Origin of the sequence: Flavobacterium ginsenosidimutans, from assembly GCF_037478105.1 — a bacterium.
Taxonomy (GTDB): Bacteria; Bacteroidota; Bacteroidia; order Flavobacteriales; family Flavobacteriaceae; genus Flavobacterium; species Flavobacterium ginsenosidimutans.
In genome coordinates this window covers 2,657,018-2,681,989 of the sequence record NZ_CP147988.1, presented here as the reverse complement: position 1 = coordinate 2,681,989, position 24,972 = coordinate 2,657,018, and the positions used below count along the sequence as shown (strand labels likewise).

The window sequence follows — 24,972 nt, the reverse complement described above, 5'->3', positions numbered from 1 at the left end:
AAGTCTAAAATCTAAAATTTAAAATCAACCCATGCGTTGGACCTTAAAACCAAAACCTTCTGAAGAAAAAGTCAAACTTTTGGCACAAGCTCTAAATGTAGAAGATTTTGTAGCAACACTTTTGATTCAGCGAGGAATTGAAACTTTTGATGAAGCGAAGAATTTCTTTCGTCCGTCATTAGAACATCTTCATGATCCGTATTTGATGAAAGATATGGATAAAGCCGTTGCGAGAATCGAACAAGCCATCGAAAATGGAGAAAACATCTTAGTTTTTGGCGATTACGATGTCGACGGAACAACAGCAGTTTCTTTGGTTTCTTCGTATTTAAAATCGCATTATCCAAATATTGCAACTTACATTCCAGATCGTTATGACGAAGGTTATGGAGTTTCCTATAAAGGAATTGATTATGCCGACGACAACGGAATTTCTTTAATTATAGCTCTCGACTGCGGAATCAAATCGATTGATCATATCGCTTACGCGAAAGCAAAAAACATTGACTTTATTGTTTGTGATCACCACCGTCCTGGAGAAATTCTTCCAGATGCCATTGCCGTTTTAGATCCAAAAAGAGAAGACTGCTCCTACCCTTACGATGAATTGTGCGGTTGCGGAGTTGGTTTTAAATTGATTCAGGCTTTGGGCCAAAATCGAAATGAAACTATTGAAGATTTAGTTCCATACCTTGATTTGGTTGCTACTGCAATTGCTGCCGATATTGTTCCGATTACAGGAGAAAATCGTGTTTTAGCTCATTTCGGGTTGAAAGTCATTAACAGCGAACCAAGACCAGGAATTAAAGCTTTAACGCATCAAGTAAAAAAGAAAGTTCTTGATATTACCGATGTTGTTTTTATAATTTCACCAAGAATTAATGCGGCGGGAAGAATCAAACATGGAAATCATGCAGTTGAATTATTAACGGAATTCAACTTTGAACAAGCACAGCAATTTGCTTCAGAAATTGAACAATACAACGCCGACCGAAAAGATTTAGATAAAAAAATTACGAAAGAAGCGTTTAAGCAGATTATCGAAAATAATGAAGAAGAACGTTTTTCGACTGTAGTTTTTCAGGAAGATTGGCACAAAGGCGTAATCGGAATTGTAGCTTCAAGATTAATTGAAACCTATTATCGTCCAACTTTGGTTTTTACTAAAAGTGGTGACAAATATGCTGCTTCTGCCCGATCTGTAAAAGGTTTTGATGTTTATAATGCATTAGACGCCTGCGCTGAACATTTGGAACAATTTGGAGGCCACATGTACGCTGCTGGAATGACTTTAAAAGCAGAAAACTATCAAAACTTTAAAGAGGCTTTTGAAAAACAAGTTGCGGAAACCATTTTACCTGAAATGCGAACTCCAGAAATCGAAATCGATGCTGAAATCAATTTCTCTGATATAACGCCAAAACTCATTCGGATTTTAAAACAATTTGAACCTTTTGGTCCGCAAAATATGACACCCGTTTTTATGACTTCTGATGCAATAGACACCGGTTATGCCAAAACTTTAGGCGCAGAAGAAGAGCATTTAAGGCTTTTTGCCAAACAATCCCGAAGCCTCGGGACTGACGGAATCGCCGCAATTGGCTTTGGACTCGGAAAAAAATTAAACATTGTACAAAATCAAAATCCGTTTCAATTGGCGTACTGCATTGCAGAAAACGAATGGAACGGAACTATTTCAACACAGCTTATGCTGAAAGACATTAGAACAAATGGAAGAAATTAAATCAAATAAGCCAGATCCTTATCAGGCACTTCGATATAGAGAATTCAACGTATTTTTATTATTGCGTTTTGCAATGGTTTTTGCCTGGTCAATGCAATTTATTGTAATTGAATGGGAAGTTTACAGTTTAACCAAAAACCCGCTTTCTTTAGGAATTATTGGTTTAATGGAAATTATTCCTGCTGTTTCAATGTCTTTGTTTGCAGGACATATTGTAGATCAAAGAGAAAAGAAAAGCTTATTGGTAAAATGTATTTTAGGATTTTCTGTAATTAGTTTTGGGCTTTTCTTGTTGACTTGGCCAAAAGTAATTGGAGGCTGGTCTACGTATCTTATTTTGTATTCCATTTACGCTTTAGTATTTTTTGGAGGAATCGTTCGTTCTTTTATGGGACCAACTATCTTCTCGCTTTTATCATTGATTATTCCTAAAAAAGTATATCCAAATGCTGCAACTTGGAGCAGTTCGGTTTGGCAAATTGGAGCCGTTATGGGCCCAGCATTGGCAGGTTTCTCAATTAACTGGATTGGGGTTCACTGGTCAATGTGTTTGGTTTTTGGATTTTCAATTCTTTCGTTAGTTGCCCTATCACAAATCAGCCAAAAACCGATCGTAAATCCAAAAATGGGAGAATCTATAAAAGACAGTCTTATGGAAGGCTTGACATTTGTTTTTAAAAACAAAATTGTTCTTGGCGCATTATCACTCGATATGATTGCAGTACTTTTTGGAGGTGCCGTAGCATTATTGCCCGTTTTTGCCCAAGACATCTTGAAAGTTGGTTCTGAAGGTTTCGGAATTTTAAGAGCCGCACCTGCTGTTGGTGCTTTTATCACAATGCTAGTTTCGGCTTATGTTCCTTTGTATGAAAATGCAGGAAAGAAACTTTTAATTGCCATTTTTGTTTTTGGTTTATCCATCATTCTCTTCGGATTATCGACTTATTTCTGGCTTTCTGTTTTTGCCTTATTTTTAAGCGGATTAGCTGATGGAATTTCAGTAGTGATACGTCAGACTATTTTACAGCTAAAAACTCCAGATCATATGCGCGGACGCGTTGGTGCCGTAAACTCGATTTTTGTTGGATCTTCAAATGAATTAGGCGCTTTTGAAAGTGGTGCAACTGCCAAATTGATGGGAGCAGTTACTTCTGTAGTTTTTGGAGGAAGTATTACGCTTTTAACTGTAGTTTTCACTGCATTGAAATCTCCAACTTTTAGAAATTTAGATTTGAAAAAAGATATGGATGATCATCATAAATTAGAATAGATGAAATCCTTTTTTCTTTCTTTGTTTTTTATATTTTCCTTTTTTGCAAATGGACAAAATCTTTATATCAAAACCTACGGAAACGAAAAGAATAAAACCATAATTTTCATTCACGGCGGGCCAAGCGGCAATGCAACTTTGTTTGAAGGAACAACAGCTCAAAAACTGGCTGATTTAGGTTTTTATGTTATTGCTTATGACCGAAGAGGCGAAGGAAGATCTTCAGATCCAAATGCAAAATTTACTTACGAAGAAGCTTTTCAGGATTTAAATTCGATTTATGCAACATACCATTTAAAAAAAGCTATTTTGCTTGGCCATAGTTTTGGCGGTTTAGTCGCAACACTTTATACCGATAAATATCCACAAAATGTGAGCGCTTTGGTTTTGGCTGGCGCTTTATTTTCACAGCAAGAAACTTATGATCACATTTTAAATGCGCTGAAGAAAAAATACAATAGCAATTCTGAACAATTGAAAAAAATCAGCATTGTAGAAAATTTAGATAAAAACTCTGCCGAATATAGAAAAGGCTGTTACGAACTTGCAGGAGAAAATGGCTTTTTTAAAATGCCAAATCCGACCCCAGAATCTAAAAAACTTTACGCCGATTACGAAGCTGGAGATTTTTATAAAACTAATATTCGAAATAAAAATGCGCCGTTAGTTTTTTATCAAAACGAAAAACAAAACAACATCGACAGCAGGCCTTATTTAAAGAAAATCAAATCTGCTGGAGTTCCTATTTATGGAATTTACGGAAAAGATGACGGCATTTTTTCATCTGCTCAAATTAATTCTATGAAAGCTATAACTGGAGAAAAACACTTCGCTTTTCTGGACAATTGCTCACATTATTTATTTGTTGACCAACAGGCAGCATTTCTTTCCAAACTAAAATATTGGCTGAAATAATCCATCTAAAAACCGAATTATAAACAACTCAAAATCAAATACTAATAAGATTTTTTAGCTTTTTTTTATGCTTTTATTAATCAAGTATTAATACAAACAGAGTGTATCTTTGTGGCCTAAAAAATTTGTCATGAAAGACATCGAGCAGATATACCGAAACGATTTTGGAATTTCATTTTATTGGAAAGAAGGCAACGAAGTTATATCAGATAAAATTCAGCTGCTTTTTAAACAAATGGGATTTTATTTTTCAGTTCAAGAATTAAATGAATTTCACGATTTAATTGAAGACTGCGTAACAGACCATAACGATTATGATACACGTGGTGTAAAACGTGCCTTCGATAATTTTTTATTGAAAACACCCTATGTTGCGATAGATTTAGAAATATCACCAATTGAATTAACTTCCATAAAAGACTTGGTTGAAGGTTCTTTATTTCGACTTAATCTCAATGAATATATTCATGGCGCGGGCATGAATTAAAACTTTCTTCGATTGTAACTCTTTATAAATAGCTGTAAAAGAGTTTATTTTCAAATGTTAAAAATTGAATAAAAGAGTATTCAATTTTAATCTTATTTCATTTCTTTATTCTAAAAATCAAGCAAATGAAATATACCGCATTTTTATTTTCTGTTATTTTTACATCTACTATTTTCGCTCAAGAATCTGCTATTTCAGGTAAACTGAAAAATACGCAAAACAACGAAGATCTCGATTATGTAAATATCGGAATCGCTAATAAAAATGTCGGAACTGTTTCAAATTCTAAAGGGATTTTCAAATTAAAATTAAATGAAAAAGTAAATCCTAACGATACAATTGTCTTTTCTCATATTGGTTTTGAAACCAAAAAATTACTGGTCAATCAACTGAAATCTGACCATAATGTTATTGAAATGATTCCTTCTGAAAATTCTTTGAAGGAAGTTGTGGTCTCTTTCAAAAAACCTAAACCAAAACAATTTGGCAGAAGCTCAAAAGGACTTGGTCTTATGCATTTCAATTTTTTTACTGCTTTAGACAAAACCGTTGATGATTATTTAAGCCGTGAAAGAGGAATGGAATTTCAAATCAAAAAAGACTGCAAAGCAGAAAATTTTAATTTCAACATTACTTCAAACGAATTTAAATCGGTTAAATTTAGATTGAACTTTTATAAAGTTGAAAACGGTCTTCCTTCCAAAATCTTAATTGAAAAAGACATAATTTTTGAAGTAAAAGACAACAAACTTGGATTGTTTACGGTCGATTTAAAACCTTACGACATTTATCTGGATAAAGAAATGGGAGATATTGCTGTGACAATTCAATGGATTGAAAGCATAAAAACCAATGAAAAAAGCAAATTCTTCTCTATTTCTACAGCCGCATCCGTAACCGAAAATAGTTTTTACAGAGAAAAAAATATGGCCAATTGGTTTAAAAGCGGACAAAGCTTGACTTTTTACCTCAACATGATGTGTCAGTAAAAGTTTTACTCTTTTTTATGATTCTTTTATTTAGAATTAATATAAATAATATTTATATTTGTTGAAATTAAAGGATTTACGATGAGAGAAATTGAACAAATATATCATAATAACTTTGGCATAGCTTTTTACTGGAAAGATCATAACACTACAATTTCAGACAAAGTGCAATTAGTTTTTAAAGAAACTGGCTTTTATTTTACAGTTCAGGAATTGAATCAATTTTGCGATTTGATTGAAGATAGTATGATTGAAAACTCTTGTTGTGAAGCTTGTGAAATGAAATATTCTTGCCATAAGTTTTTATTGAAAACACCATGCAATTCGATAGATTTGGCTGTAAATATGACTGAATTAAAATCGATTAAAGATTTGGTCGAAGGCTCTTTATTCAAAATTGAACTGGATGAATATGTTTACGGAGTTGGCATGAATTAAGAAGCATTCTAAATATTTTAACAACATTTTTTCATTATTGAAATATATTTTGATTCAATTCAAAAAAAAGTATATTTACAGCAATGAAAAAAGCTGTATTTCTACTTACTACTATTCTTGCGACAATTTTCATTGTCAGCTGCAACAATAAATCTGAAGAATATATCGATCCGCGTGGAACTGATTATGCAGGTTCTGAAAGCTGTGTGCAATGCCATAAAGTGCAATCAGAAATGGTTTTTAACAGTTCACATTTTAAAGCGACAGCTCCAGCTATTTTAGGAAATGTTTCTGGAGATTTTGATTCTAAAAACCATACTTTCATTTATGATAAAGATACCAAACTGGTGATGGAAAAACAGGGAGACAGTTTGTATCAGGTTTTGTATAAAAATGGAAAAGAAACTGATAGATATAAATTCGAAATTGTATTTGGAACAAAACACGCACAGACATCTGTCTATTGGAAAAATAATAATACTTACGAATTACCGCTTTCTTTTTATCACTCAATAAACAATTGGGCAACAAGTCCAGGATTTCCAGCTGATAAACCATATTTTGACCGTATGGTCGTTAAAGATTGCTACGCTTGTCACAGTTCAAATATCAGTTCTCGAACTGTTGATCAGAGTTCTGCAGAAAAAAACTTCATGTCGATGGATATCGAAGATGTAATCAATAAAAAAACTATTGTTTACGGAATTGATTGCGAACGCTGTCACGGACCCGCAAAAAAACATGCCGAATTTCATTTGAAAAACCCAAATGTAAAAGTTGCCAATAGCATTACAAGTTTCAAAACTCTTACCAGACAGCAAAAATTAGATGCTTGTGCATTGTGTCATGCAGGAAATGACGGAATGAAATTAAAATCTCGTTTTGAGTTTAAACCTGGAGATAATTTATCGGAATTCTTTCGTGAAACGAGAAGCATTACAGATACCGCAAAATTTGATGTTCACGGAAATCAATTTCGTTTAATGGCGCAAAGCAAATGTTTTGTGAACAGCGAAAAAATGGATTGTATTACTTGTCATAATCCGCATGAAAATGCTTCTAAGAATATGGCTTCTTATTCTAAAATCTGCATGAGCTGTCATCAAGGTTTAAAACACAATCAAACGACGCTTAAAACAATGCCTGAAAAATTATTAGCCGATAATTGTGTAGAATGCCACATGCCTAAAAAAGCTTCAAACGCCATTAGTTTTCAGCTTTCAAACAGCAAACAATTATCAAATTATATTTTAAGAACCCACAAAATTGGAATTTATCCAGCGAGTGCTAAATAAAAATTTTGTTTTAAAATTTCGGTTGCGACTTTGGACTTTCGACTTTGGACTAACTTTAAACTATTTTTCGAATTTTTTAAGTTCAAAATTTTCTCCATCAAAAACTCCATACGTAAAGTAGCCAATCCAGTCGCCTAGATTAACATATTTAGAATCTTCGCCAATAGGAATTATCATTGGTAAATGACGGTGTCCGAAAATGAAATAATTATAATGTTTCGTTTCTAGTTTTCGTTTCGCATATAAAACTAGCCACTCATTTTCTTCGCCTAAAAACTTTACATCATCAGCGCCAGAAATCAATTTGTTTTTGACTGATAAATATTGGGCTAAACTAACGCCAACATCAGGATGCAACCAACGGAAAAGCCATTTTGAAAACGGATTTGTAAATACCTTTTTCATTCTTTTATAACCTTTATCACCAGGACCTTTTCCGTCGCCGTGACCAATTAAAAAAGTCTTTCCGTTAAACGTAAATTCTTTATTATCGTGATAAACCGGAATGTTCAATTCAGTTTCAAAATAATCATCCATCCAAAGATCATGATTTCCAACGAAAAAATAAATAGGAATTCCGCTGTCGCGAATTTCGGCCATTTTTCCTAAAATTCGAACAAAACCTTTTGGAACAACTGTTTTGTATTCAAACCAAAAATCAAATAAATCTCCAAGTAAAAAAATCGCTTCTGCATCTTCTTTTACCTCATCTAACCAAGCCACAAATTTTTTCTCACGCGGAAGACTCAATCCTGGAGTTGGCGCACCAAAATGCTGATCTGAAGCAAAATATATTTTTTTCATTTAATATGAGATGTGAATTGTGAGATGTAAGATGTGAAATGAAAAAGCATTTTTCAATTTACTTTTCACATTTCACTTTTAACTATTTTACAGATTATCTGAAGCGTACCATTCTGCAAAAGAAGATTCAGTTTCCTGAAGTTTTAATGAGAAAAGAGAAATTCCAGCAGGCAGACGGTTTTTAATTCTTTCTGCAAAATCAACCACCATATTTTCACTAGTTGGCTGATAATCTACTAAAATAACGTGATGTCCGCGATTTTTTAATTCAGCAGCTAATTCAACATGCGGAGTTGTCTGATTAAAAACAGTTGCATGATCAAATTGATCGACGATTTCTTCTTTTACAATTTTCTTTAGGTCAGAAAAGTCAATAACCATTCCGAACTTCACATTCGATCGGTCTGTAATTGGCGAGCCAATAACCGTTACCGATAATTTATAACTGTGTCCGTGAACGTTCTTGCATTTTCCGTCGTAACCGTACAAAGCGTGACCGGTTTCGAAACTAAATTGTTTTGTAATTCTGATATTACTCATCGAAGTTTAATTTTAAGCTTGCAAATTTACAAATTAATAACCGTTTTTGTCTCTTTTTTTAGCACGGTTATACATCCACAAAGCAATTCCGCCCAAAATCAGAAACGGAATAAACGATCCAATTACAACACCAATTTGATAACCACTGTCTGGAGCATCTTTTATTTTCTCTGCAATGTCAACTTTTTGTAGCAACGAAATGATAGTCATGTTCAATAATTTATATAGTGAAAATTTGATTTTAAAACATTTTCCAAAACTATGTTTCTGTTTATTTAAAATTAATGACTTATATCATATCTATTTTTTAAACTGAAGCAATGCATTTCTTGTAAAATCGGATAATACCAATCTTCCTGTAATCGCTGCACGTTCAAAAAGAAGTGATTCCCAGGTTTCTGTTCCTTCCCAGATAATCTTTTTCATTTCGTATAAAGCTTCAGGATTGTACGAACTTAACTTTTTAGCAAAATCATCTACTTTTTCATCTAGATTTTCAGCATCGCATAAAACGGAAAAAAGTCCTTTTTGAAGCGCCCATTCTGCCGATTTCCATTCATGTCCGGTCAAAGTCATTTCAGTCATTGCTGTTTTACCAATTTTACGAGAAACCGCCGGTTCTATAACAAATGGCCCAATTCCGATTGCTAATTCAGATAATTTAATTTCGCTTTGTGGAGTTCCAAAAACATAATCGCAAGCCGAAATAATTCCAACTCCGCCGCCAACCGCTTTTCCCTGAACACGGCCAATAATTAGTTTATTGCAATTTCGCATTGCATTTAGCAAATGTGCAAAACCAGAAAAGAATTCTAAACCTTGTTCTTCATTTTCTACTTTTAAAAGTTCATCAAAAGAAGCTCCAGAACAAAAGGTTTTAGTCCCTTCACTTTTCAAGATAATAACTGAAACTTTTTCATTTCTGCTTAAAGAATTAATTTCAGAAGTCAGGCGATCTAACAATTGACGCGGAAAAGAATTACTTGCTGGATGACCAAATTGTAGTGTCGCAATTGTATTTTGAAAGGCAGTTTCTAAACTTCCGTTAGCATTTTCTAGACTCATAAAATTAGATTTAAAGGTAAAGTTACGCTTTTGAAAAATAATTCACTCGGACTTCTTGAAATTTGTTTTTTGAGAATTAATTGACTTTATTTGTTTAACACATTGGGGGATTAGCTCATTTGGCTAGAGTGTCCCGATGAAAAATCGGGAAGGCGACGGTTCGAATGCAAAACCCAAAACAACTAGGGGGATTAGCTCATTTGGCTAGAGTGTCCCGATGAAAAATCGGGAAGGCGACGGTTCGAATGCAAAACCCAAAATAACTAGGGGGATTAGCTCATTTGGCTAGAGTGTCCCGATGAAAAATCGGGAAGGCGACGGTTCGAATGCAAAACCCAAAACAACTAGGGGGATTAGCTCATTTGGCTAGAGCGCTACGCTGGCAGCGTAGAGGCGACCGGTTCGAATCCGGTATTCTCCACTATAAACCGTATTGCTTTTGTGATACGGTTTTTTTATTTCAAAAATACCCTAAACTATTACAATTAAACCTTATTGAGGCAAAGCAACAAAACTTTCAATCCCATCTTTGCAAAAAAATAAAGATGATGAAAAAGTTATTAGCATTATTATGTGTAGTTTTTATGTATGCGTGCACATCTGAAGATCAAGATATTGTTGACAGCAACGGAAAGAAAGCCCAAACAAGCATTAACCCACCAGCATGGATTCGTGGATCTTGGAGCGATAGTAAAGGAAAAATAATTGAATTCACAAAAAATGATATTATTATTGATCCAAATGGAAATTCTTATTCAGCAAAAGGTGAAATTACCTATTTTATAATAAAAGGTGAAGATCCAGAAATTGTTGAGACAGCAACAGATAGTACTTATAACCTGCAATTTAACGAAATTGGTTCTGCTAAAAGAAATCTTAAGTTTGTTAAAATTTCTGATAGTCAAATAGAATCAAAAGGCAGTTATAAAGGAATTTACACTAAAAAATAAGTCTTAGTTTTTTTAGTGCAATACAATATAAAACCGTTTTTAGGATAACTAAAAACGGTTTTATATTATTATTCTTTATTTCTCATTAGCAGAATCATCTGCATCAACTCTATCTTTCTCAGCTTTTTTAAAATCGTTGTTCAGCAAATTTTCAAGTTTCTTTTTTTCACGCTGATTTTTTCTGATTGTTAGCACAACAAGGATAATTACCAATATTGCTACAATCGCTATTATACTCCAATTAATATCCATGATTAAATTTTTAATTAAAAATAAATAATTAAAACCATCTTTCATGTTATCAAAGAGTTAAGTGTTTTACTTCTGAATCAAAACTTACTCTGACACAACTAAATCTTTTGAAAGATATTTCTTTAATAAACGTTTTATATTTTTGTATGAAATGCCAATAATCCTTAACCAAATGGAACAAACTTATCCAAACAAAACATTTCAATTACTCAAAAAATATACTTTAATCGGATTTGTTCTTTTCATTTTTACATTCTTACATTCACTAAAAAATTATACCACACGATATGGAACAAATAAAAACACGCCTTTCTGTTTGTGAACTTGAATATGATGAAATAAAAGAAGCAACTCCAGCAACAGAGGAAGAAATAGATAGATTAGCTTCTCATTTTTCGCAACCCATTCCAGAACAATTAAAAGCATTTTACAAAACGATTGGCGGCATCGAATCCGAAGAAATTTTCAGTATTTTTTCTCCTCAAAGCCTTCTCTCTAATATTGAAAGACGATCTGGATTTGTACATAAATCTACTGGAATTATCGATATGATTGTGGCTTTTTGGGGAAATGACAGACCCGAATTTCAGGAATTTGAACTGCTTACAAAAGAACAAACTGCAAAAATCAATGAAGCTTTTCCTTGTATCGGCTGGATCATGGCTGAAGAAGACGGATGCGAGAGCGGCGAATACATAATTTTCGACCAAAATGGAAATTTCATGAATTTATATTCTCATCAAGATGATCTTGGAAAAACTGCAAATCAATTACTTAAGATGTTAGAAACGGGAATTCCTGAAAGAACACTAAAAAGTGTATTGCAAGAACTTTTTGAAAGAGCTGAAGGAAATTTAAGTCGATGGGATTAAACTGTTATAAAAAAAATAATAGCCAATATTTCGTTGTAATCAAAACAACAAATAACAAACGTTAAAAATCATGTGCGAATTAAGCTCATTATAATGAGAGAAACATAACAATAACTATATCGAATTATTAAAGAAATAAATTGCCTCCAGCTTTAGCTGGAGGTCAAAAAATATTGCCTTCAAATAGGCTTTAGCCAAAATATTCTATTAATTTGGCTAAAGCCCATTTGCTTAAATTAAAAACCTCCAGCTAAAGCTGGAGGCAATTGAAAAAATATCTTACTAGACTTATTATTCAAGCAAAAGTAGCGTCCTATTTATTAATTCATTTTTATACTTCAAAACATCATCTACATTACTTAATAAATACTCATTATTTTCAATAGCGATTTTCAATTTTGCATCAGTAAAAACCAATTTGCAAATAACTTTTTTAGGATGATCATCAATACTAATGTTAAAAAAGCTCTTAAAATCTTTAAAGAAAATTCTCTGACTTGGAATTTTCTTATTTTGTATTAACAAAGTTCTTATCGTATGATAAGCCTGAATTTCTGTTTCAGTTGTAATAATTCCACCAGTATTTGAATTTGATTCTGCAAGAACTTTTTTATCATATAAAGATTTCAACAAAGCAGAATTAATCATTGTAATCATTTTACCTTGCGTTTCATCATTGAATTTGGTCTTAAAGTTCATATTCCTGTGAATAATTTTCAACAAATCTTTTGAAGGCACTATAAACTCCTTTAACAAACCTGCTTCAAAATCTTCCGCAAAAACACAATCTTGCGCAGTTTTAATTATCTCACTAATTACCACATATCTTTTATCAAACTTAATAAGAGTTTCTAGATCTTTATCAGAATAATTAGACAAATTGAATATAAAAAAAGGTTTAGTGTCAATTACATTTGGTAATAAAATATCTGAATAGAATCTATATTCAATTCCATTAGTTAAAATTGCAATTCTTGAACTTTTTGTATTACTAAAATACCCGTTAAGCTGACCCGCTTCTTTATCACTTAGTTTACTATTATATTTTTTTGCCTCTATAAGAATGGTTTCCTTCTTATTAAGAAATATAGCGTAATCAATTTTCTGACTTACACGTTCTCCAAAATCCGCATTGAATTCTGGAATCAAATCATTAGAAATATAGTTTAAAAGTTGAAAAAATGGTTCAATCAAAAATTTACGAGTTTGGGCTTCATTGGTGCAAAGCTCTATTGCCTCGTTAATTTTAAAATTTTCAAGAGTTTTTCTTAGCTGATTAATGGATTGCTTAGGTATGTTTGTGGTCATTTTCTGGTTGATGGTTAGTTAGACAAACTGTAAAATCAGAACTAAACTAATAAAAATAAATCAATTACTAAGATTTTAAAAATCATTAGCTTACACAAACAAATATCAAATTTTATTTACAATAAATTTTACGGAAAACCATATTCGTTTTATTGTGTTGTAAAACATCAAACTTCCTCTTTGATATATTTAAAATAGTACTTTAAAAAATATATAGGAAAAAAAGCTAATGCAATAGGAAGATACATTCCCAAAAAAGCATCATTAAAATTTAATATCATCTTTTCTATCACCATTAAAAAAACAAATCCAAGGACGGTAAATATCCAGTAACTTCTTTTTTCGTTTCCTTTATCAAAATAAATGAATACAGACGAAATAAATTGAAAGAGATAGAAAATCAAATTCATCAAAAAGATCAGAATTGTACCTTTATTAAAATCTTCAAAATGACAATAAGTAAAGAAAACGGACAAAATAAGTCCCGCTATTAAATCTGAAATCAAAAATGTTCCCCATCTAATACAAGCAAAAGTAAAAATGGCTAAGAAAACGAAGAAGACAATATATCCAATCATATTGATTTAAATTTTACTCAAAAAATTACCTAATTAAAAACCCCGTCCTTATTACCTCAAAAACAACCTCAAGCTAAAACAGTTTAATTTGAAAATGACTTTTAATCCAATTCAGCCCATTGATAAAATCCACTTTCTCAAACAAACCATTATTCTTTCAACTTCATCCAAATCATATTCTTTATTTGCAATGACATGATATATTTCGTTAAGTAATATAGTTTCATCTAGATCATACAAACAAGAAATAAACTTGGCTAGATTTCTGTCTGAGAAATATTCGTAAAATAAATAGATCATATTTTTATAATCTATATCATCTAAATTGATTGAACTATTTTTTACTAACGCTAAAGATTTTTCTAACCAGATTTCCATAACTTTTTTTAAATTTTATTCCGAAAAAATCTTAGTGTCTTTGTGCCTTTGTGGCAAGAATACTTAACGCAACAAAAACCCCATCCTTATAGACCCATAAAAATATCCAGAATTAGTATCAATTCCTGGATCATTCAATTCTCTTCCGCGGTATAGGAAAGAATACGAGATATTGAAATTATTGTGACGATATTTTAAACCAGCTTCGGCATTGAAACGAAGTGGCTCCAATTCAAAAGTAATTGGACTTGTGTCGTTAAACATGCTTCCCTCAATTGTAGCATCATAAAACTGATAATTGACACTTGGCGCTGCGTAGAAATAAAATTCTCTAATATTTGGCTGATCATGCGCACTTACCGAAGCATCATACATATTAGAATCGTAAATTGGAAGCAGTTTTTTAAACCCAAATCGAGCCATAAATCCTGTTGAAACACCTGAAAAAATGGTTCCCAAATTACCTTCTGACTGCCAATGAAGATCTACAAAATCATTATGTTTTGAAGGAAACATTTTTTTAGAATAAATAGCATGGGCCTGAACGCCGAAAGCATTATGCAACTGGTTTTCCCAACCGTAAACTTTTTTGTAACCTATAATATTATGAAAACCAACCTGAGTTTCTTCTCCCAAAGCATTTGGCCCCATAAAACCCAATTGAAAATCGGTTTTTAATACCGATTCGCTTTCATAAAAAAAACTTCTACCAGCTTCTGCAAAAAGATAAGCTGTAAACGGTCGGTCGTTTACTGTAACTGCTTCTTTGTTTAAAAATCGCGGATTGTAAATATATTGCCCTATTCTAAATTCGGTAATTTTTTTATTGATTTTTGGATTATCGTTTTTTGATAAAAACCTATAAAAAAGCTCTAGACCATTAGTATAATACATATCATATTTAGACGATGTGTATAAATCGTTATCAGATATAAAACCTATTTCTGCAGTTTTTCCTTGTCCAAAAGTGAGCGTTACGGTCAATATCAGAAAAGCAAAAAGTGTTTTTTTACTTCTTCTCTTCTTTACCATTATAATATATTTTTCCAACGTAACGCATCTCACGAACAATTCGTTCTTTTCTTCTACTGATATAACTTGAAGAACCTGTAGCTTTAAATTTTCTTGGATTTGGAAGAATTGCCGCAATTCCCGCTGCCTGCATTGGCGTTAAACTAGAAGCATCACGTCTGTACCAATGTTCAGTTGCTGCATAAGCTCCGTAAACTCCGTCTCCCATTTCGATACTGTTCAGATAAACTTCCATGATACGTTCTTTCCCCCAAATCAATTCAATTAGAACTGTAAAATAAGCTTCTAGACCTTTACGGAAATAGCTTTTTCCTTGCCATAAAAAGACGTTTTTAGCGGTTTGCTGCGAAATGGTGCTTCCGCCACGAATTCTACGTCCGCGTTCGTTGCTTTTATATGCTTTTTGAAGTGCTTTAAAATCGAAACCGTTATGCGTTAAAAATGTTGCATCTTCGCTCGCGATAACTGCTTTTTGAAGATTCATTGATATTTTTTCGATCGGTTCCCAATCGTGGTCAAAATATACTTCTTTTCCTGCCATTTTATTTTCGATAGCACGAATAATCATTAAAGGAGTAAATGGCACTGGAACGTATTTAAAAAATATAACCGATCCAATTGATATTCCAAAAAACCATAAAGCAGCTTTGATAAAAAACCATTTTATTTTTTCACCCAAAGAACGATTTCCTTTTTTTGAAGACGTTTTTGGTTTAGGTTTAGTTGCTGTTGTTTTTTTTGGTGCTGGTTTTTTGGTTGCTGCCATTATATTAAATCTGCTAAATCTGTTCCTATTAAACTTCCTATTGCCACTCCCATTCCGCCTAAACGCACTCCGCAGAACACATTTTCAGAAAGTTGAGTAACGACAGGATTCTTACTATTTCCGATTCCCATAATGCCGCTCCATCGGTGCGCAATCTGAAAATCCTGATTTGGTAAAATTACATTTTTCAGTAAATCTTCCAATTTATTTTGAATAATTTTCGTCTGTCCAAATTCGATTGTAGTTTCACCTTCAAAATCAAGATTTCGTCCTCCGCCTAATAAAATTCGGTCTCCAATATTTCTGAAATAATAATACCCGCGATCTAAATGAAACGTTCCTTTGACATCTAAATTGTGAATAGGCTCTGTAATAAGCACTTGCGCTCTTGCTGGCTTTACCGCTCCATTGGTTAAAGATCCTGCAAAACCATTGGTTGCAAAAAACAATTTTTGAGTTTTAAAACTAAAATCATTTAAAACTACTTCGACATGATTTCCTGCATCAACATAAGAAGTCACCGTCTGCTGATTTAAAATTAAAATATCTGCCGAAACTGCTTGTTTCAATAATTCCTGCATCATATTTCCAGTATCAATTTGTGCTTCAAACGGATTAAAAATCAAATAATCTTGAATATTCTGAAATCCAAAACGGTCTACTTCTTTCGAAAAAACATCGGCTTTAAAAAGTGATTTCAGAATTTCATTGATAAACGGAATTTTAGCAACACATTCATTAAATCCAAAATCATCTTCTTTCAAAAATAATTCATATCCGCCGTGAGGCTTAAAATCAATTGCCGAATCTCCTAATCTTTTTCGAAGTAATTGAAGCCCTTTCCAACGTTTCTCAATCAAATGCACTACGTCCTCTTCTGAATGCGTTTTCAAATCTTCTAGAATTTCAGAAATACTTCCGAAACAAGCAAAACCGGCATTTTTGGTACTTGCGCCTTGTGGCAGCATTCCACGTTCTAAAACCAGAATTTTAGCAGCAGGAAATCTTTCGCGCAAGCGTAATGCTGTATGCAAGCCAACGATTCCACTGCCAACAATTGTGTAATCGACATTCGTAAACCAATTTTTAAGTTCCCAATAGCTTAGTTCCATCTTTGTGTTGAATTAAATTCCAAATTCCAATCTTGGGTTAAATTACAATTTTTTAAATTTCGAAACCCTCAACGATTTCATTTTTTTGTATGATGAACGTCCCGAGACTTTTGGAGAAGCCTCTCAACTATGCGCCCTTCGACTTCGCTTAGGGTGACAAGACGAAAACTTGAAATTGCTTTTTTGATAATGTTTAAGAATAAAAATTCGTGAATTAGTGGCGAATAAAAATTTAAAGACAGCGTTTTTGAAATTTTAACAATAATTGGGATTTGGAATTTTAAAGTTTGGGATTTTAAATTCGTATTTTTAGCGCCACAAAAAATAGAATTTTTATTATGAAAAAAGTAGTATTAACAACCTTAATAATGATGAGTTTAAACGCTATCGGACAAAATGTAATGTCTCCAGAATTGTTATGGAAATTAGGAAGAGTAACGCCTCTTGGCATTTCTAAAGATGCTAAAAATGTTGTTTTTAAAGTTTCTACGCCTTCTGTAGAAGAAAATAAATCGGCTTCTAAAATTTATACAATTCCCGTAAATGGCGGAAATGCAACTGAAATTAAAGACACCAAAGATATTTTGGCAGACAAAAACATTTCGCCTGACGGAAAATTTTTGGTTTACAATGAAGAAGTAAAAATTGACAAAGTTTTAGGAAAAGATTTTTATCCAAGTCTAACAAAATCGGATGCTCAAATTTATGACGGATTAGATTATCGCCATTGGGACACTTGGAACGAAGGAAAATTTAATCACGTTTTTTATAAAGAAAACAAAGACGGTGCAAAAGGAATTGACATCTTGAAAGGTGAAACTTTCGATTCTCCGCAAAAACCTTTTGGTGGTGACGAAGATTATATCTGGTCGCCAGACAGCAAAAGCATTTTTTACGTTTGCAAGAAAAAAGCAGGAACGGCTTATGCTATTTCTACAAACACAGATATTTATGAGTACAATCTAGAAACTCAAAAAACAACTAATAAAACCGAAGGTAATTTAGGTTACGATACCGCTCCACAATTTTCTCCAACAGGAAATTTATCTTGGTTGCAAATGAAACGTGACGGTTACGAGTCTGATAAAAATGACATTATTGTTGAGTTTAAAGGAATCAAAACCAACTTAACAGCAAATTGGGATGGAACTGTCGATAATTTCATCTGGAGCAAAGATGGAAAAACGGTATTTTTTGTTGCGCCAATTGATGGAACAAAACAACTTTTCTCGGTTAATTTTCCTGGTTTAACTAAAATCGCGATCAACGTTCGTCAATTGACAAATGGAGATTTTGATGTAAATGATTTAGTTGGTTTTTCTGGAGACGATATCATCGTAACAAGAACTGATATGAATCATGCAGGAGAAATTTATTCTTTCAACTTGAAGAAAAATACTTGGAAACAGCTTTCAAATGTCAACACAGAAACGTACAAAACTTTGGCGTTAAGCAAAACAGAAAAACGTTACGTTACAACAACTGACGGTAAAAAAATGCTAGTTTGGGTAATTCTTCCTCCAAATTTTGATGCTTCTAAAAAATATCCAACTTTGTTATTCTGCCAAGGCGGACCTCAAAGTGCGCTAACACAATCGTATTCTTTCCGTTGGAACTTCTCTTTAATGGCTGCTAAAGGTTATGTAGTTGTGGCTCCAAACCGTCGTGGAATGCCAGGACATGGAGTTGAATGGAACGAACAAATCAGTAAAGATTGGGGCGGACAAGTTATGGACGATTACCTTTCTGCAATTGATGATGTGGCAAAAGAAAGTTATGTTGACAAAAGCCGTTTAGGTTGCGTTGGAGCTAGTTATGGAGGATATTCTGTATTTTATTTAGCTGGAATTCATAAAAATCGTTTCAAAACTTTTATCGCTCATGATGGTGTTTTCAATACCGTTTCAATGTTAGGAACAACTGAAGAAGTTTTCTTTAACAACTGGGATTTCGGCGGACCATATTGGGAAAAAGATAATGTTGTAGCACAAAAAGCTTATACCACATTTAATCCTGCAACTTTGGTTCAAAACTGGAACAAGCCAATTTTGATTTTCCAAGGAGGTAAAGATTTCCGTGTGCCAATTGGACAGGGACAAGAAGCTTTTCAGGCGGCTCAGTTAAGAGGACTTAAGAGTAGATTTGTTTATTTCCCAGACGAAAATCACTGGGTTTTAAAACCACAGAACGCTCAAGTTTGGCAAGGTGAATTCTTCAAATGGTTAGATGAGACTTTGTAATTCATAAAACAACATTTTTTGACAGCCGTAGATTTACATAATCTACGGCTGTTTTTGTTTGTTCACCTTACAATTATATAACATATTGGGTACATTTACTATTCCGAAAACAGATTTTTTTAGATAAATTGCAAAGGTTTATAATATCCCAAATTCCCAATACCTTTCAGCAAAATATGGAGAGCAAAAAAAGTTACACCGCAATCAAAGTTTTATTCAGCTATGTTGCATTATTGGCTTTGGTTGTAACCGTTGGATGGTTTCTATATTCTGAAAATGTCGTTTACAACAAACTGGAAGATAAAATTGCTTTAGAAAAAACCAAAATTCTTAGAGTCAGCAGATTGTATTCTAATGTTTATAAAACCGAAAGTTTAGCAAGGCAAACCATTCAAAATAACTCCGAAAAAGATTTTAAAAATTATCTGATCGAAACCGATTCTCTTCGTAAACGTATCGATACTTTAAAACAAATTGTTACTACTGAATATCAGAAAACGCTTTTAGATAGTGTGAATTATTTTTTGGCTGAAAAGACAGAAAACATCAAACAATTAAGAGAAATCAAGAATAAAGCAGACGACGAAACTTCGGTAAATACAGCGATTGATGAAATCACGAAAATGGAGTTTAATCTTAGAAAACTCGAACTTCAGGATTTCACCAAAAACCCAAATCAGTTGGGAAGTTACCAGCGAAGTGTTTTACAGCAATATGTCGATTATTTAAACTCGAATATTCCTGACGACAGCACCAACACATTAAGCAAAAAAGCCTCTGATTCGATTTTGGCCAATTCTAAAAAGCTTTTGAGTTCTGTAAAATTAAAAGCCGAAAAAAAGAAAGAATCTCTGAATTTTGAAGAAAACAAACTGCTTCAAAATGAAATTGCAATTTCGGATCAGCTTCGAAAAATACTTCGAATTATCGAGCGAGAAATCATCATCAATTCGATAAAAAACAATTCATTAAAAGAAAAATCATTAAAAAGAGTCAACGAAATTGTCACAGCATCTGCCGTAATTGGTTTATTGCTGACGATCTTTTTCTCGATTCTAATAGTAAGCGATTATTCGAAATCTCAATTGTATAAAAAACAGTTGGAAATCGCCAATTTCAAAACAAAGAATCTGCTAAAAAGCCGTGAACAATTAATTTCGACCGTAAGTCACGATTTGAAAACGCCTTTGAGTACGATTGTCGGATATTCTGAACTTTTAGGAAATTCAGATATTAATACCAAGCAATCGTATTTCATTAAAAACATAAAAAATTCGTCTGAATATATTACGCAACTAGTTCAAGATTTATTGGATTTTTCACAAATCGAAGCAGGGAAAATTTCGATCGAAAAAGTTCCGTTTTCATTGCCAGAAATCATTGAAGATGTTGCGAGAAATATCCAAACCGTTTACAAACAAAAAGATATTGCTCTTATAATTAATGTTGATGAAAAATTTCAGAAACGTATTGTTGGAGATCCATTTCGTTTAAAACAAATATTGACAAATATTGTTGGTAACGCATATAAATTCACTGAAGAAGGTCATATTCGAATTGCCGCTTACGCGAATGAAGACCAGTTCTTTACAATTTCGATTCAAGACACTGGAATTGGAATTGAAAAAGGGAATCAGAAATTGGTTTTCGAAGAATTTGCACAAGCGAATGAAAACATTGAAAAGAAATATGGCGGTACTGGTTTAGGATTATCAATCTGCCAAAAGATTATTTCTATTTTGGGCGGAAGCTTAAGTTTGGACAGTATTTTTGGAAAAGGAAGTACATTCACCATTCAATTACCGTTATTGTTTGATAACAGTCAGACTGCACCAATTGTTTCAAATAAGGTTAAAAACAAACTTTCAAAAAACACTAAGAAACAAACTTTCATTGTAGTTGATGACGATATTAACCTTCTGAATCTGACCACTGGAGTTTTAAAACAAGAACAACATCAAGTATTTTCGTTTACGAATCCTGCAAAGGCTTTAGAAACGATTAAAAACACGCGTTTTGATTTCGTTATTACTGATATTCAAATGCCGGAAATTGATGGTTTCTTGTTTTTAGAAAAACTTCGCGAACTTCCAGAAACTATCTTTAAAAATCAGCCTGTAATTGCACTTACTGGCCGCACAGATCTGGATCTTTCGGTTTATAAAAATGCTGGTTTTACAACAGTTGTAAAGAAACCATATTCTCCAAAAATTTTATTGGAAACGATTCAGCATATTTTGGATCACGAAGAAGTTCCCGCAACCGAATTTAAAGAAACTGAAAACAATCATTCTTCTCAAATGTATTCTTTAGATACTTTGAAAGATTTTCTTGGACAAGACGAATTGGCTTTAAAAGAAGTTTTAAACTCTTTCATAGATACATCTATAGAAAATTTAGGCTTTTTAAAAACAGCTGTTCAAGAGAAAAATCATGAAGAAATAAAATCAATCGCGCATCGCATTGCGCCAATGTTTAAGCAAATTCAGGCAAATGAAATTGGTGAGCTTCTTAAAAACTTAGAGAAAGAAGATCTAAATACGATTGACGTAGAAAGTACGTTCTCAGATTTAAAAGAAAAAGTAGACGTTCTTTTTGAAGGACTAAAACAAGAGATTTAAAAAAAAGCAGTCTAAAATGACTGCTTTTTTATTGAATATTATATTGCTTCAACTTATTATAAAGTGTTTTTCTGGTAATTTTCAGAAGTTTTGCCGCTTCCGATTTATTGTTCTGTGCTTTTGACAAAGCATGAATAATAGCTTCTTTTTCATTTTCAGATAAAGAGAAACTGCCGTTTCCTCCTGATTGTTTTTGGATTTGGAAAAATTCCGCAGGAAGTACGTCTGCTTCAATAAAATCTCCACGTGTTAAAAGCGTTGCTCGTTTTACGCAATTTTGCAATTCACGTAAATTTCCTGGCCAGTTATAATTCTGAAAAATAGAAACTACTTCTGGAGAAAATCCAATAATTTCTTTATTTAACTGTTGATTGGCTTTTTCAAGGAAATAATCAGCAAAAACCATTAAATCTTCTCCACGATCTTTTAAAGATGGTGACTGAATCGAAAATTCATTGATTCTATGGTATAAATCTTCTCTAAAATCGCCGTTTTTTACTGCCTCGCGCAAATCTTCGTTTGTAGCTGTAATGATGCGTATATCGACGTTTATTTCTTTATTGCTTCCAACAGGTTTAATTTTTCTTTCCTGAAGCGCTCTCAATAACTGAATTTGATTTTCGTATGAAAGATTTCCGATTTCATCCAAAAATAAAGTTCCACCGTTTGCTGCTTCAAAATAACCTTTTTTATCGCTAATTGCTCCTGTGAAGGATCCTTTTAAATGACCAAAAAATTCGCTTGCTGCCAATTCTTTTGGTATGGCTCCGCAGTCAACAGCAATAAAATTGTTGTCTTTTCTTTGACTTTGCTGATGAATGCTTTTAGCTATGATTTCTTTTCCTGTTCCGCTTTCGCCAATAATCAAAACCGACATATCTGTTGGACTTACCAATTGAATATGATCCAGTAGTTTTTTTGATGCAACTGAAATTCCTTTTACAAATTCATTTTCGCCCGAAGTTTGTTTTTTAGGCGCTTTTTTTTCTTTTACGGGAGCTTCTTCCTTTACCTGTGGAGTTTGCAATGCATTTGTAATAACAATCAAAACCTCATCAGGATTGAAAGGTTTTGAAATATAATCTGATGCACCGTTCTTGATTGCCTTTACAGCAGTATTTACATCAGAGTAACCCGTCATTAAAATAATTGGAATATGCGGGTGCGAATTTTTAAATTCAGACATAAGTCCAATACCGTCAGAATCAGGCAAACGAAGGTCTGTCAAAATCAAATCAAACGATTCGTTTTTAACCGCTTCTCGTGCTTCTGCTGCAGAGAAAGCTATCGCTACATCATACGCTTTTTTGATTAGAAATTTTTCTAATAATTTACAAAACGCGATGTCATCTTCTATCAGTAATATCTTTGACATTTGTTTTTAGTGACTTTTTTGCTAAAATAATATTATTAAACTTGTTATTTCATAAAATTATGTAAAATATGTAAAAAAAAAGAGATTGCATGACGCAATCTCTTTTTCACCAAAAACATAAATCTAAATTCACCTAATTATATCTTCAACCAGTTACCATTGACATCTGAGTAAACAGTAGCCTTCTGGTCTCCAACTGATATTTCTAGTTTGTATTCTTTTTTTTCGTTTACAAATGCTTTTTCCAGTTTTGCTCCTGGATAAGCTGTCTGCAAGGCTGTTTTTACAGCTGCAGGCACAGCATCTGCAGTAACTTCTGTATATTCTGATTGAATAATTACAGTTGTTTTAGTTTCTTGTGGAACTGGCAATACATTTGCTTGAATTGACATTGTTCCAAAAAGAACTACTGCTGATAAGATTAGTTTTTTCATGATGCTGATTTTTTAATTATTTCTTGATGATATTACCAGAAGCATCTGTAAAAATAGTATACTTCTTTTCTCCACTTGAAATTTCAAGTTTGTACTCGTTTTTCTCGTTTTTATAAGCCTTTTCAAGCTTAGTATTTGGGAAAGATTTTTCAACTGTAGATTTCACAGCTGCTGGAACAGCGTCTGCTGTTATTTCAGTAAATTCATCTTGAATAAGTACTGATTGAGTAATCGAAATTGCTGGAAGGACTGCAGCACTTACTGACAGACTTCCTAAAACAATCGCTGCTGATAAGATTAACTTTTTCATAATATTTAGTGGTTTAAATTATTTTTTAAGAATGTTACCAGAAGCATCTGTATAAACGATCGATTTTTCTCCTCGAACGGTTATCTCAATTTTGTACTCCTTTTTATCATTTACCCATGCTTTTTCAAGCACTACACCAGGATAAGCTTCGTCTAAAGACTTTTTAATAGCTGCTGGAACTCCATCTACTTCTTTATATCCATCCTGATCATTAACTGTTTGTACCAATGGGCTTGCTACAACAGCGGTTTCTGCATGCATCGACAAACTGCCTAAGACAATTGCTGCCGATAGAATCAACTTTTTCATAGTAATAGCTTTTTAGGGTTAGATTTAAATTATTTTTTAATCCAGGTTCCGTCTGCGTTTGCAAAAAGATTTCCTGTTTTATCTCCAACAGTTACTTCTAACTTATATTCAGATTTAGTGTTTTTAAATGCTTTAGAAAGCACTGCATCTGGATATGCTTTTTTAAGTGCGTCTGTTATAGCTGATGGAACTTCTTCCAATTTAATTTCTGTATAATCATCTTGGATAGAGATTGTTTTTACGATTGTATTTGAAATTGGCGAAGTTGAAGCAAATGATGTTAAACCTCCCAAAACGATTGCGGCTGATAAAAATAAATTTTTCATGATAGTTGTTTTTTAATATAGTTAATTTGATCTTAGTATTCTTGATCTGGATTTTCACAATACCTTAGATTAGATTATTGTTTGATCCAAGTTCCATCTGCATTAGCAAATAGGTTACCTACTTTGTCACCAACAGTAACATCAAGTTTATACTGTGCTTTTTCGTTTTTATATGCTTTTGTAATTACCGCTTCTGGGTAAGCTTTTTTAAGAGCTTCTGTAATTGCAGAAGGTAATTCTTCTAATTTGATCTCAGTATATTCGTCTGCAATAGAAATCACCTTTGCGTTTATGTTTACTACTGGTGAAGTTGAAGCGAATGAAGTTAAACTTCCTAAAACAATTGCGGCTGATAAAAATAATCTTTTCATAACGTATATATTTAAATTAATAGTTGTTTACGCTTTAGATAATGAAATTATTATGCCGTAAAAGAAAAGAACTATGCTAAATAGCCTAAAAGCCTATTTTTAAAGGTTTTAAATCAATATGCCAATAAAAGACAAATTTCAAAAAGTGTGTAAAAGATAAAAAAAGTGTGTAATAAGTAAACACTTAAAGT

At 32.8% G+C, this 24,972-nt stretch carries 27 protein-coding genes and 1 tRNA gene; 12 read left to right on the top strand and 16 right to left on the bottom strand.

The window, feature by feature from the left end; genetic code table 11:
- The first annotated feature begins 31 nt into the window (after window positions 1-31).
- The 7 genes from recJ (at window position 32) to V6624_RS11815 (ending at window position 7,138) form a co-directional block, all read left to right on the top strand.
- On the top strand, window positions 32-1,744 hold the full coding sequence (gene recJ, locus V6624_RS11845) for a single-stranded-DNA-specific exonuclease RecJ (RefSeq protein ID WP_338841857.1): 1,713 nt from the start codon (window positions 32-34) through the stop codon (window positions 1,742-1,744).
- On the top strand, window positions 1,731-3,014 hold the full coding sequence (locus V6624_RS11840; RefSeq protein WP_111287103.1) for an MFS transporter: 1,284 nt from the start codon (window positions 1,731-1,733) through the stop codon (window positions 3,012-3,014). The genes recJ and V6624_RS11840 overlap by 14 nt, the downstream gene beginning before the upstream one ends.
- Complete coding sequence (locus V6624_RS11835) at window positions 3,015-3,929, top strand: alpha/beta fold hydrolase (RefSeq protein ID WP_111287105.1); 915 nt, start codon at window positions 3,015-3,017, stop codon at window positions 3,927-3,929. It begins immediately after the preceding gene.
- Window positions 3,930-4,059: 130 nt separating this feature from the next.
- Window positions 4,060-4,416: a hypothetical protein gene (locus V6624_RS11830; RefSeq protein ID WP_111287107.1), complete on the top strand. Its 357-nt coding sequence runs from the start codon at window positions 4,060-4,062 to the stop codon at window positions 4,414-4,416.
- A 125-nt stretch (window positions 4,417-4,541) separates the two neighbouring features.
- Entirely contained in the window at window positions 4,542-5,405 is an 864-nt protein-coding gene (locus V6624_RS11825; RefSeq protein WP_111287109.1) for a carboxypeptidase-like regulatory domain-containing protein, read from the top strand.
- A gap of 81 nt (window positions 5,406-5,486) precedes the next feature.
- Entirely contained in the window at window positions 5,487-5,843 is a 357-nt protein-coding gene (locus V6624_RS11820) for a hypothetical protein (RefSeq protein WP_111287111.1), read from the top strand.
- A gap of 83 nt (window positions 5,844-5,926) precedes the next feature.
- Window positions 5,927-7,138, top strand: coding sequence for a cytochrome c3 family protein (locus V6624_RS11815; RefSeq protein WP_338841852.1), 1,212 nt, complete (start codon window positions 5,927-5,929; stop codon window positions 7,136-7,138).
- A gap of 60 nt (window positions 7,139-7,198) precedes the next feature.
- On the opposite strand, the gene V6624_RS11810 is transcribed toward V6624_RS11815, so the two are convergent.
- From V6624_RS11810 to V6624_RS11795, 4 genes are all read right to left on the bottom strand, one after another.
- Window positions 7,199-7,942 (bottom strand): UDP-2,3-diacylglucosamine diphosphatase, encoded by a 744-nt coding sequence (locus V6624_RS11810; protein WP_111287115.1) that lies wholly within the window; start codon window positions 7,940-7,942, stop codon window positions 7,199-7,201.
- 87 nt (window positions 7,943-8,029) lie between these two features.
- Window positions 8,030-8,482 carry a 6-pyruvoyl trahydropterin synthase family protein gene (locus tag V6624_RS11805; RefSeq protein WP_111287117.1) on the bottom strand — a complete coding sequence of 151 codons (453 nt, stop codon included), beginning with the start codon at window positions 8,480-8,482 and terminating at the stop codon, window positions 8,030-8,032.
- 33 nt (window positions 8,483-8,515) lie between these two features.
- Window positions 8,516-8,692 carry a hypothetical protein gene (locus tag V6624_RS11800; RefSeq protein ID WP_204251683.1) on the bottom strand — a complete coding sequence of 59 codons (177 nt, stop codon included), beginning with the start codon at window positions 8,690-8,692 and terminating at the stop codon, window positions 8,516-8,518.
- A gap of 90 nt (window positions 8,693-8,782) precedes the next feature.
- Window positions 8,783-9,547: an enoyl-CoA hydratase/isomerase family protein gene (locus tag V6624_RS11795; RefSeq protein ID WP_338841849.1), complete on the bottom strand. Its 765-nt coding sequence runs from the start codon at window positions 9,545-9,547 to the stop codon at window positions 8,783-8,785.
- A 347-nt stretch (window positions 9,548-9,894) separates the two neighbouring features.
- Between V6624_RS11795 and V6624_RS11790 the strand changes: the two genes are divergently transcribed.
- Together V6624_RS11790 and V6624_RS11785 are read left to right on the top strand one after the other, a co-directional pair.
- A tRNA-Ala gene (locus tag V6624_RS11790) sits at window positions 9,895-9,968 on the top strand.
- A 127-nt stretch (window positions 9,969-10,095) separates the two neighbouring features.
- The gene (locus V6624_RS11785) at window positions 10,096-10,497 is read left to right on the top strand and encodes a hypothetical protein (protein ID WP_338841847.1); all 402 of its coding nucleotides are present in this window, start codon (window positions 10,096-10,098) and stop codon (window positions 10,495-10,497) included.
- A gap of 75 nt (window positions 10,498-10,572) precedes the next feature.
- On the opposite strand, the gene V6624_RS11780 is transcribed toward V6624_RS11785, so the two are convergent.
- The gene (locus V6624_RS11780; protein ID WP_338841845.1) at window positions 10,573-10,794 is read right to left on the bottom strand and encodes a hypothetical protein; all 222 of its coding nucleotides are present in this window, start codon (window positions 10,792-10,794) and stop codon (window positions 10,573-10,575) included.
- A gap of 242 nt (window positions 10,795-11,036) precedes the next feature.
- Between V6624_RS11780 and V6624_RS11775 the strand changes: the two genes are divergently transcribed.
- Entirely contained in the window at window positions 11,037-11,621 is a 585-nt protein-coding gene (locus V6624_RS11775) for an SMI1/KNR4 family protein (protein WP_338841843.1), read from the top strand.
- Between the two features lie 291 nt (window positions 11,622-11,912).
- Here the strand turns inward: V6624_RS11775 and V6624_RS11770 are convergent, their stop codons facing one another.
- From V6624_RS11770 to V6624_RS11750, 5 genes are all read right to left on the bottom strand, one after another.
- On the bottom strand, window positions 11,913-12,929 hold the full coding sequence (locus V6624_RS11770) for a type I restriction enzyme HsdR N-terminal domain-containing protein (RefSeq protein WP_338841841.1): 1,017 nt from the start codon (window positions 12,927-12,929) through the stop codon (window positions 11,913-11,915).
- 689 nt (window positions 12,930-13,618) lie between these two features.
- Window positions 13,619-13,885 carry a hypothetical protein gene (locus tag V6624_RS11765; protein ID WP_111287133.1) on the bottom strand — a complete coding sequence of 89 codons (267 nt, stop codon included), beginning with the start codon at window positions 13,883-13,885 and terminating at the stop codon, window positions 13,619-13,621.
- A gap of 63 nt (window positions 13,886-13,948) precedes the next feature.
- Entirely contained in the window at window positions 13,949-14,917 is a 969-nt protein-coding gene (locus tag V6624_RS11760; RefSeq protein WP_338841838.1) for a lipid A deacylase LpxR family protein, read from the bottom strand.
- Window positions 14,895-15,683, bottom strand: coding sequence for a monofunctional biosynthetic peptidoglycan transglycosylase (gene mtgA / locus V6624_RS11755; RefSeq protein ID WP_111287137.1), 789 nt, complete (start codon window positions 15,681-15,683; stop codon window positions 14,895-14,897). Before mtgA ends, V6624_RS11760 begins: the two co-directional genes overlap by 23 nt.
- On the bottom strand, window positions 15,683-16,795 hold the full coding sequence (locus tag V6624_RS11750; RefSeq protein ID WP_338841837.1) for an FAD-dependent oxidoreductase: 1,113 nt from the start codon (window positions 16,793-16,795) through the stop codon (window positions 15,683-15,685). Before V6624_RS11750 ends, mtgA begins: the two co-directional genes overlap by 1 nt.
- A gap of 338 nt (window positions 16,796-17,133) precedes the next feature.
- Between V6624_RS11750 and V6624_RS11745 the strand changes: the two genes are divergently transcribed.
- On the top strand, window positions 17,134-19,035 hold the full coding sequence (locus V6624_RS11745) for a S9 family peptidase (protein WP_338841836.1): 1,902 nt from the start codon (window positions 17,134-17,136) through the stop codon (window positions 19,033-19,035).
- Window positions 19,036-19,211: 176 nt separating this feature from the next.
- Window positions 19,212-21,656, top strand: coding sequence for a hybrid sensor histidine kinase/response regulator (locus tag V6624_RS11740; protein ID WP_111287143.1), 2,445 nt, complete (start codon window positions 19,212-19,214; stop codon window positions 21,654-21,656).
- 28 nt (window positions 21,657-21,684) lie between these two features.
- On the opposite strand, the gene V6624_RS11735 is transcribed toward V6624_RS11740, so the two are convergent.
- The 6 genes from V6624_RS11735 to V6624_RS11710 form a co-directional block, all read right to left on the bottom strand.
- Window positions 21,685-23,031, bottom strand: a complete 1,347-nt coding sequence (locus tag V6624_RS11735) for a sigma-54-dependent transcriptional regulator (RefSeq protein ID WP_111287145.1) — start codon at window positions 23,029-23,031, stop codon at window positions 21,685-21,687.
- 137 nt (window positions 23,032-23,168) lie between these two features.
- On the bottom strand, window positions 23,169-23,465 hold the full coding sequence (locus tag V6624_RS11730; protein ID WP_111287147.1) for a hypothetical protein: 297 nt from the start codon (window positions 23,463-23,465) through the stop codon (window positions 23,169-23,171).
- A 16-nt stretch (window positions 23,466-23,481) separates the two neighbouring features.
- The gene (locus V6624_RS11725) at window positions 23,482-23,775 is read right to left on the bottom strand and encodes a PepSY-like domain-containing protein (RefSeq protein ID WP_111287149.1); all 294 of its coding nucleotides are present in this window, start codon (window positions 23,773-23,775) and stop codon (window positions 23,482-23,484) included.
- Between the two features lie 18 nt (window positions 23,776-23,793).
- Window positions 23,794-24,084, bottom strand: coding sequence for a hypothetical protein (locus V6624_RS11720; RefSeq protein WP_111287151.1), 291 nt, complete (start codon window positions 24,082-24,084; stop codon window positions 23,794-23,796).
- A gap of 29 nt (window positions 24,085-24,113) precedes the next feature.
- The gene (locus tag V6624_RS11715) at window positions 24,114-24,410 is read right to left on the bottom strand and encodes a hypothetical protein (protein ID WP_111287153.1); all 297 of its coding nucleotides are present in this window, start codon (window positions 24,408-24,410) and stop codon (window positions 24,114-24,116) included.
- A 74-nt stretch (window positions 24,411-24,484) separates the two neighbouring features.
- Entirely contained in the window at window positions 24,485-24,781 is a 297-nt protein-coding gene (locus V6624_RS11710) for a hypothetical protein (RefSeq protein ID WP_111287155.1), read from the bottom strand.
- Window positions 24,782-24,972: the final 191 nt, after the last annotated feature.

Excerpts from the sequence above, each read along its gene's own strand:
- V6624_RS11720 (WP_111287151.1), bottom strand. The coding sequence starts at position 24,084 with ATGAAAAAGTTGATTCTATCGGCAGCAATTGTCTTAGGCAGTTTGTCG.
- V6624_RS11760 (WP_338841838.1), bottom strand. The coding sequence starts at position 14,917 with ATGGTAAAGAAGAGAAGAAGTAAAAAAACACTTTTTGCTTTTCTGATA.
- V6624_RS11710 (WP_111287155.1), bottom strand. The coding sequence starts at position 24,781 with ATGAAAAGATTATTTTTATCAGCCGCAATTGTTTTAGGAAGTTTAACT.
- V6624_RS11800 (WP_204251683.1), bottom strand. The coding sequence starts at position 8,692 with ATGACTATCATTTCGTTGCTACAAAAAGTTGACATTGCAGAGAAAATA.
- V6624_RS11840 (WP_111287103.1), top strand. The coding sequence starts at position 1,731 with ATGGAAGAAATTAAATCAAATAAGCCAGATCCTTATCAGGCACTTCGA.
- mtgA (WP_111287137.1), bottom strand. The coding sequence starts at position 15,683 with ATGGCAGCAACCAAAAAACCAGCACCAAAAAAAACAACAGCAACTAAA.
- V6624_RS11815 (WP_338841852.1), top strand. The coding sequence starts at position 5,927 with ATGAAAAAAGCTGTATTTCTACTTACTACTATTCTTGCGACAATTTTC.
- V6624_RS11740 (WP_111287143.1), top strand. The coding sequence starts at position 19,212 with ATGGAGAGCAAAAAAAGTTACACCGCAATCAAAGTTTTATTCAGCTAT.
- V6624_RS11820 (WP_111287111.1), top strand. The coding sequence starts at position 5,487 with ATGAGAGAAATTGAACAAATATATCATAATAACTTTGGCATAGCTTTT.
- V6624_RS11825 (WP_111287109.1), top strand. The coding sequence starts at position 4,542 with ATGAAATATACCGCATTTTTATTTTCTGTTATTTTTACATCTACTATT.
- V6624_RS11735 (WP_111287145.1), bottom strand. The coding sequence starts at position 23,031 with ATGTCAAAGATATTACTGATAGAAGATGACATCGCGTTTTGTAAATTA.
- V6624_RS11765 (WP_111287133.1), bottom strand. The coding sequence starts at position 13,885 with ATGGAAATCTGGTTAGAAAAATCTTTAGCGTTAGTAAAAAATAGTTCA.
- V6624_RS11745 (WP_338841836.1), top strand. The coding sequence starts at position 17,134 with ATGAAAAAAGTAGTATTAACAACCTTAATAATGATGAGTTTAAACGCT.
- V6624_RS11750 (WP_338841837.1), bottom strand. The coding sequence starts at position 16,795 with ATGGAACTAAGCTATTGGGAACTTAAAAATTGGTTTACGAATGTCGAT.
- V6624_RS11775 (WP_338841843.1), top strand. The coding sequence starts at position 11,037 with ATGGAACAAATAAAAACACGCCTTTCTGTTTGTGAACTTGAATATGAT.
- V6624_RS11810 (WP_111287115.1), bottom strand. The coding sequence starts at position 7,942 with ATGAAAAAAATATATTTTGCTTCAGATCAGCATTTTGGTGCGCCAACT.
- V6624_RS11715 (WP_111287153.1), bottom strand. The coding sequence starts at position 24,410 with ATGAAAAATTTATTTTTATCAGCCGCAATCGTTTTGGGAGGTTTAACA.
- V6624_RS11780 (WP_338841845.1), bottom strand. The coding sequence starts at position 10,794 with ATGAAAGATGGTTTTAATTATTTATTTTTAATTAAAAATTTAATCATG.
- recJ (WP_338841857.1), top strand. The coding sequence starts at position 32 with ATGCGTTGGACCTTAAAACCAAAACCTTCTGAAGAAAAAGTCAAACTT.
- V6624_RS11770 (WP_338841841.1), bottom strand. The coding sequence starts at position 12,929 with ATGACCACAAACATACCTAAGCAATCCATTAATCAGCTAAGAAAAACT.
- V6624_RS11795 (WP_338841849.1), bottom strand. The coding sequence starts at position 9,547 with ATGAGTCTAGAAAATGCTAACGGAAGTTTAGAAACTGCCTTTCAAAAT.
- V6624_RS11785 (WP_338841847.1), top strand. The coding sequence starts at position 10,096 with ATGAAAAAGTTATTAGCATTATTATGTGTAGTTTTTATGTATGCGTGC.
- V6624_RS11730 (WP_111287147.1), bottom strand. The coding sequence starts at position 23,465 with ATGAAAAAACTAATCTTATCAGCAGTAGTTCTTTTTGGAACAATGTCA.
- V6624_RS11805 (WP_111287117.1), bottom strand. The coding sequence starts at position 8,482 with ATGAGTAATATCAGAATTACAAAACAATTTAGTTTCGAAACCGGTCAC.
- V6624_RS11725 (WP_111287149.1), bottom strand. The coding sequence starts at position 23,775 with ATGAAAAAGTTAATCTTATCAGCAGCGATTGTTTTAGGAAGTCTGTCA.
- V6624_RS11830 (WP_111287107.1), top strand. The coding sequence starts at position 4,060 with ATGAAAGACATCGAGCAGATATACCGAAACGATTTTGGAATTTCATTT.
- V6624_RS11835 (WP_111287105.1), top strand. The coding sequence starts at position 3,015 with ATGAAATCCTTTTTTCTTTCTTTGTTTTTTATATTTTCCTTTTTTGCA.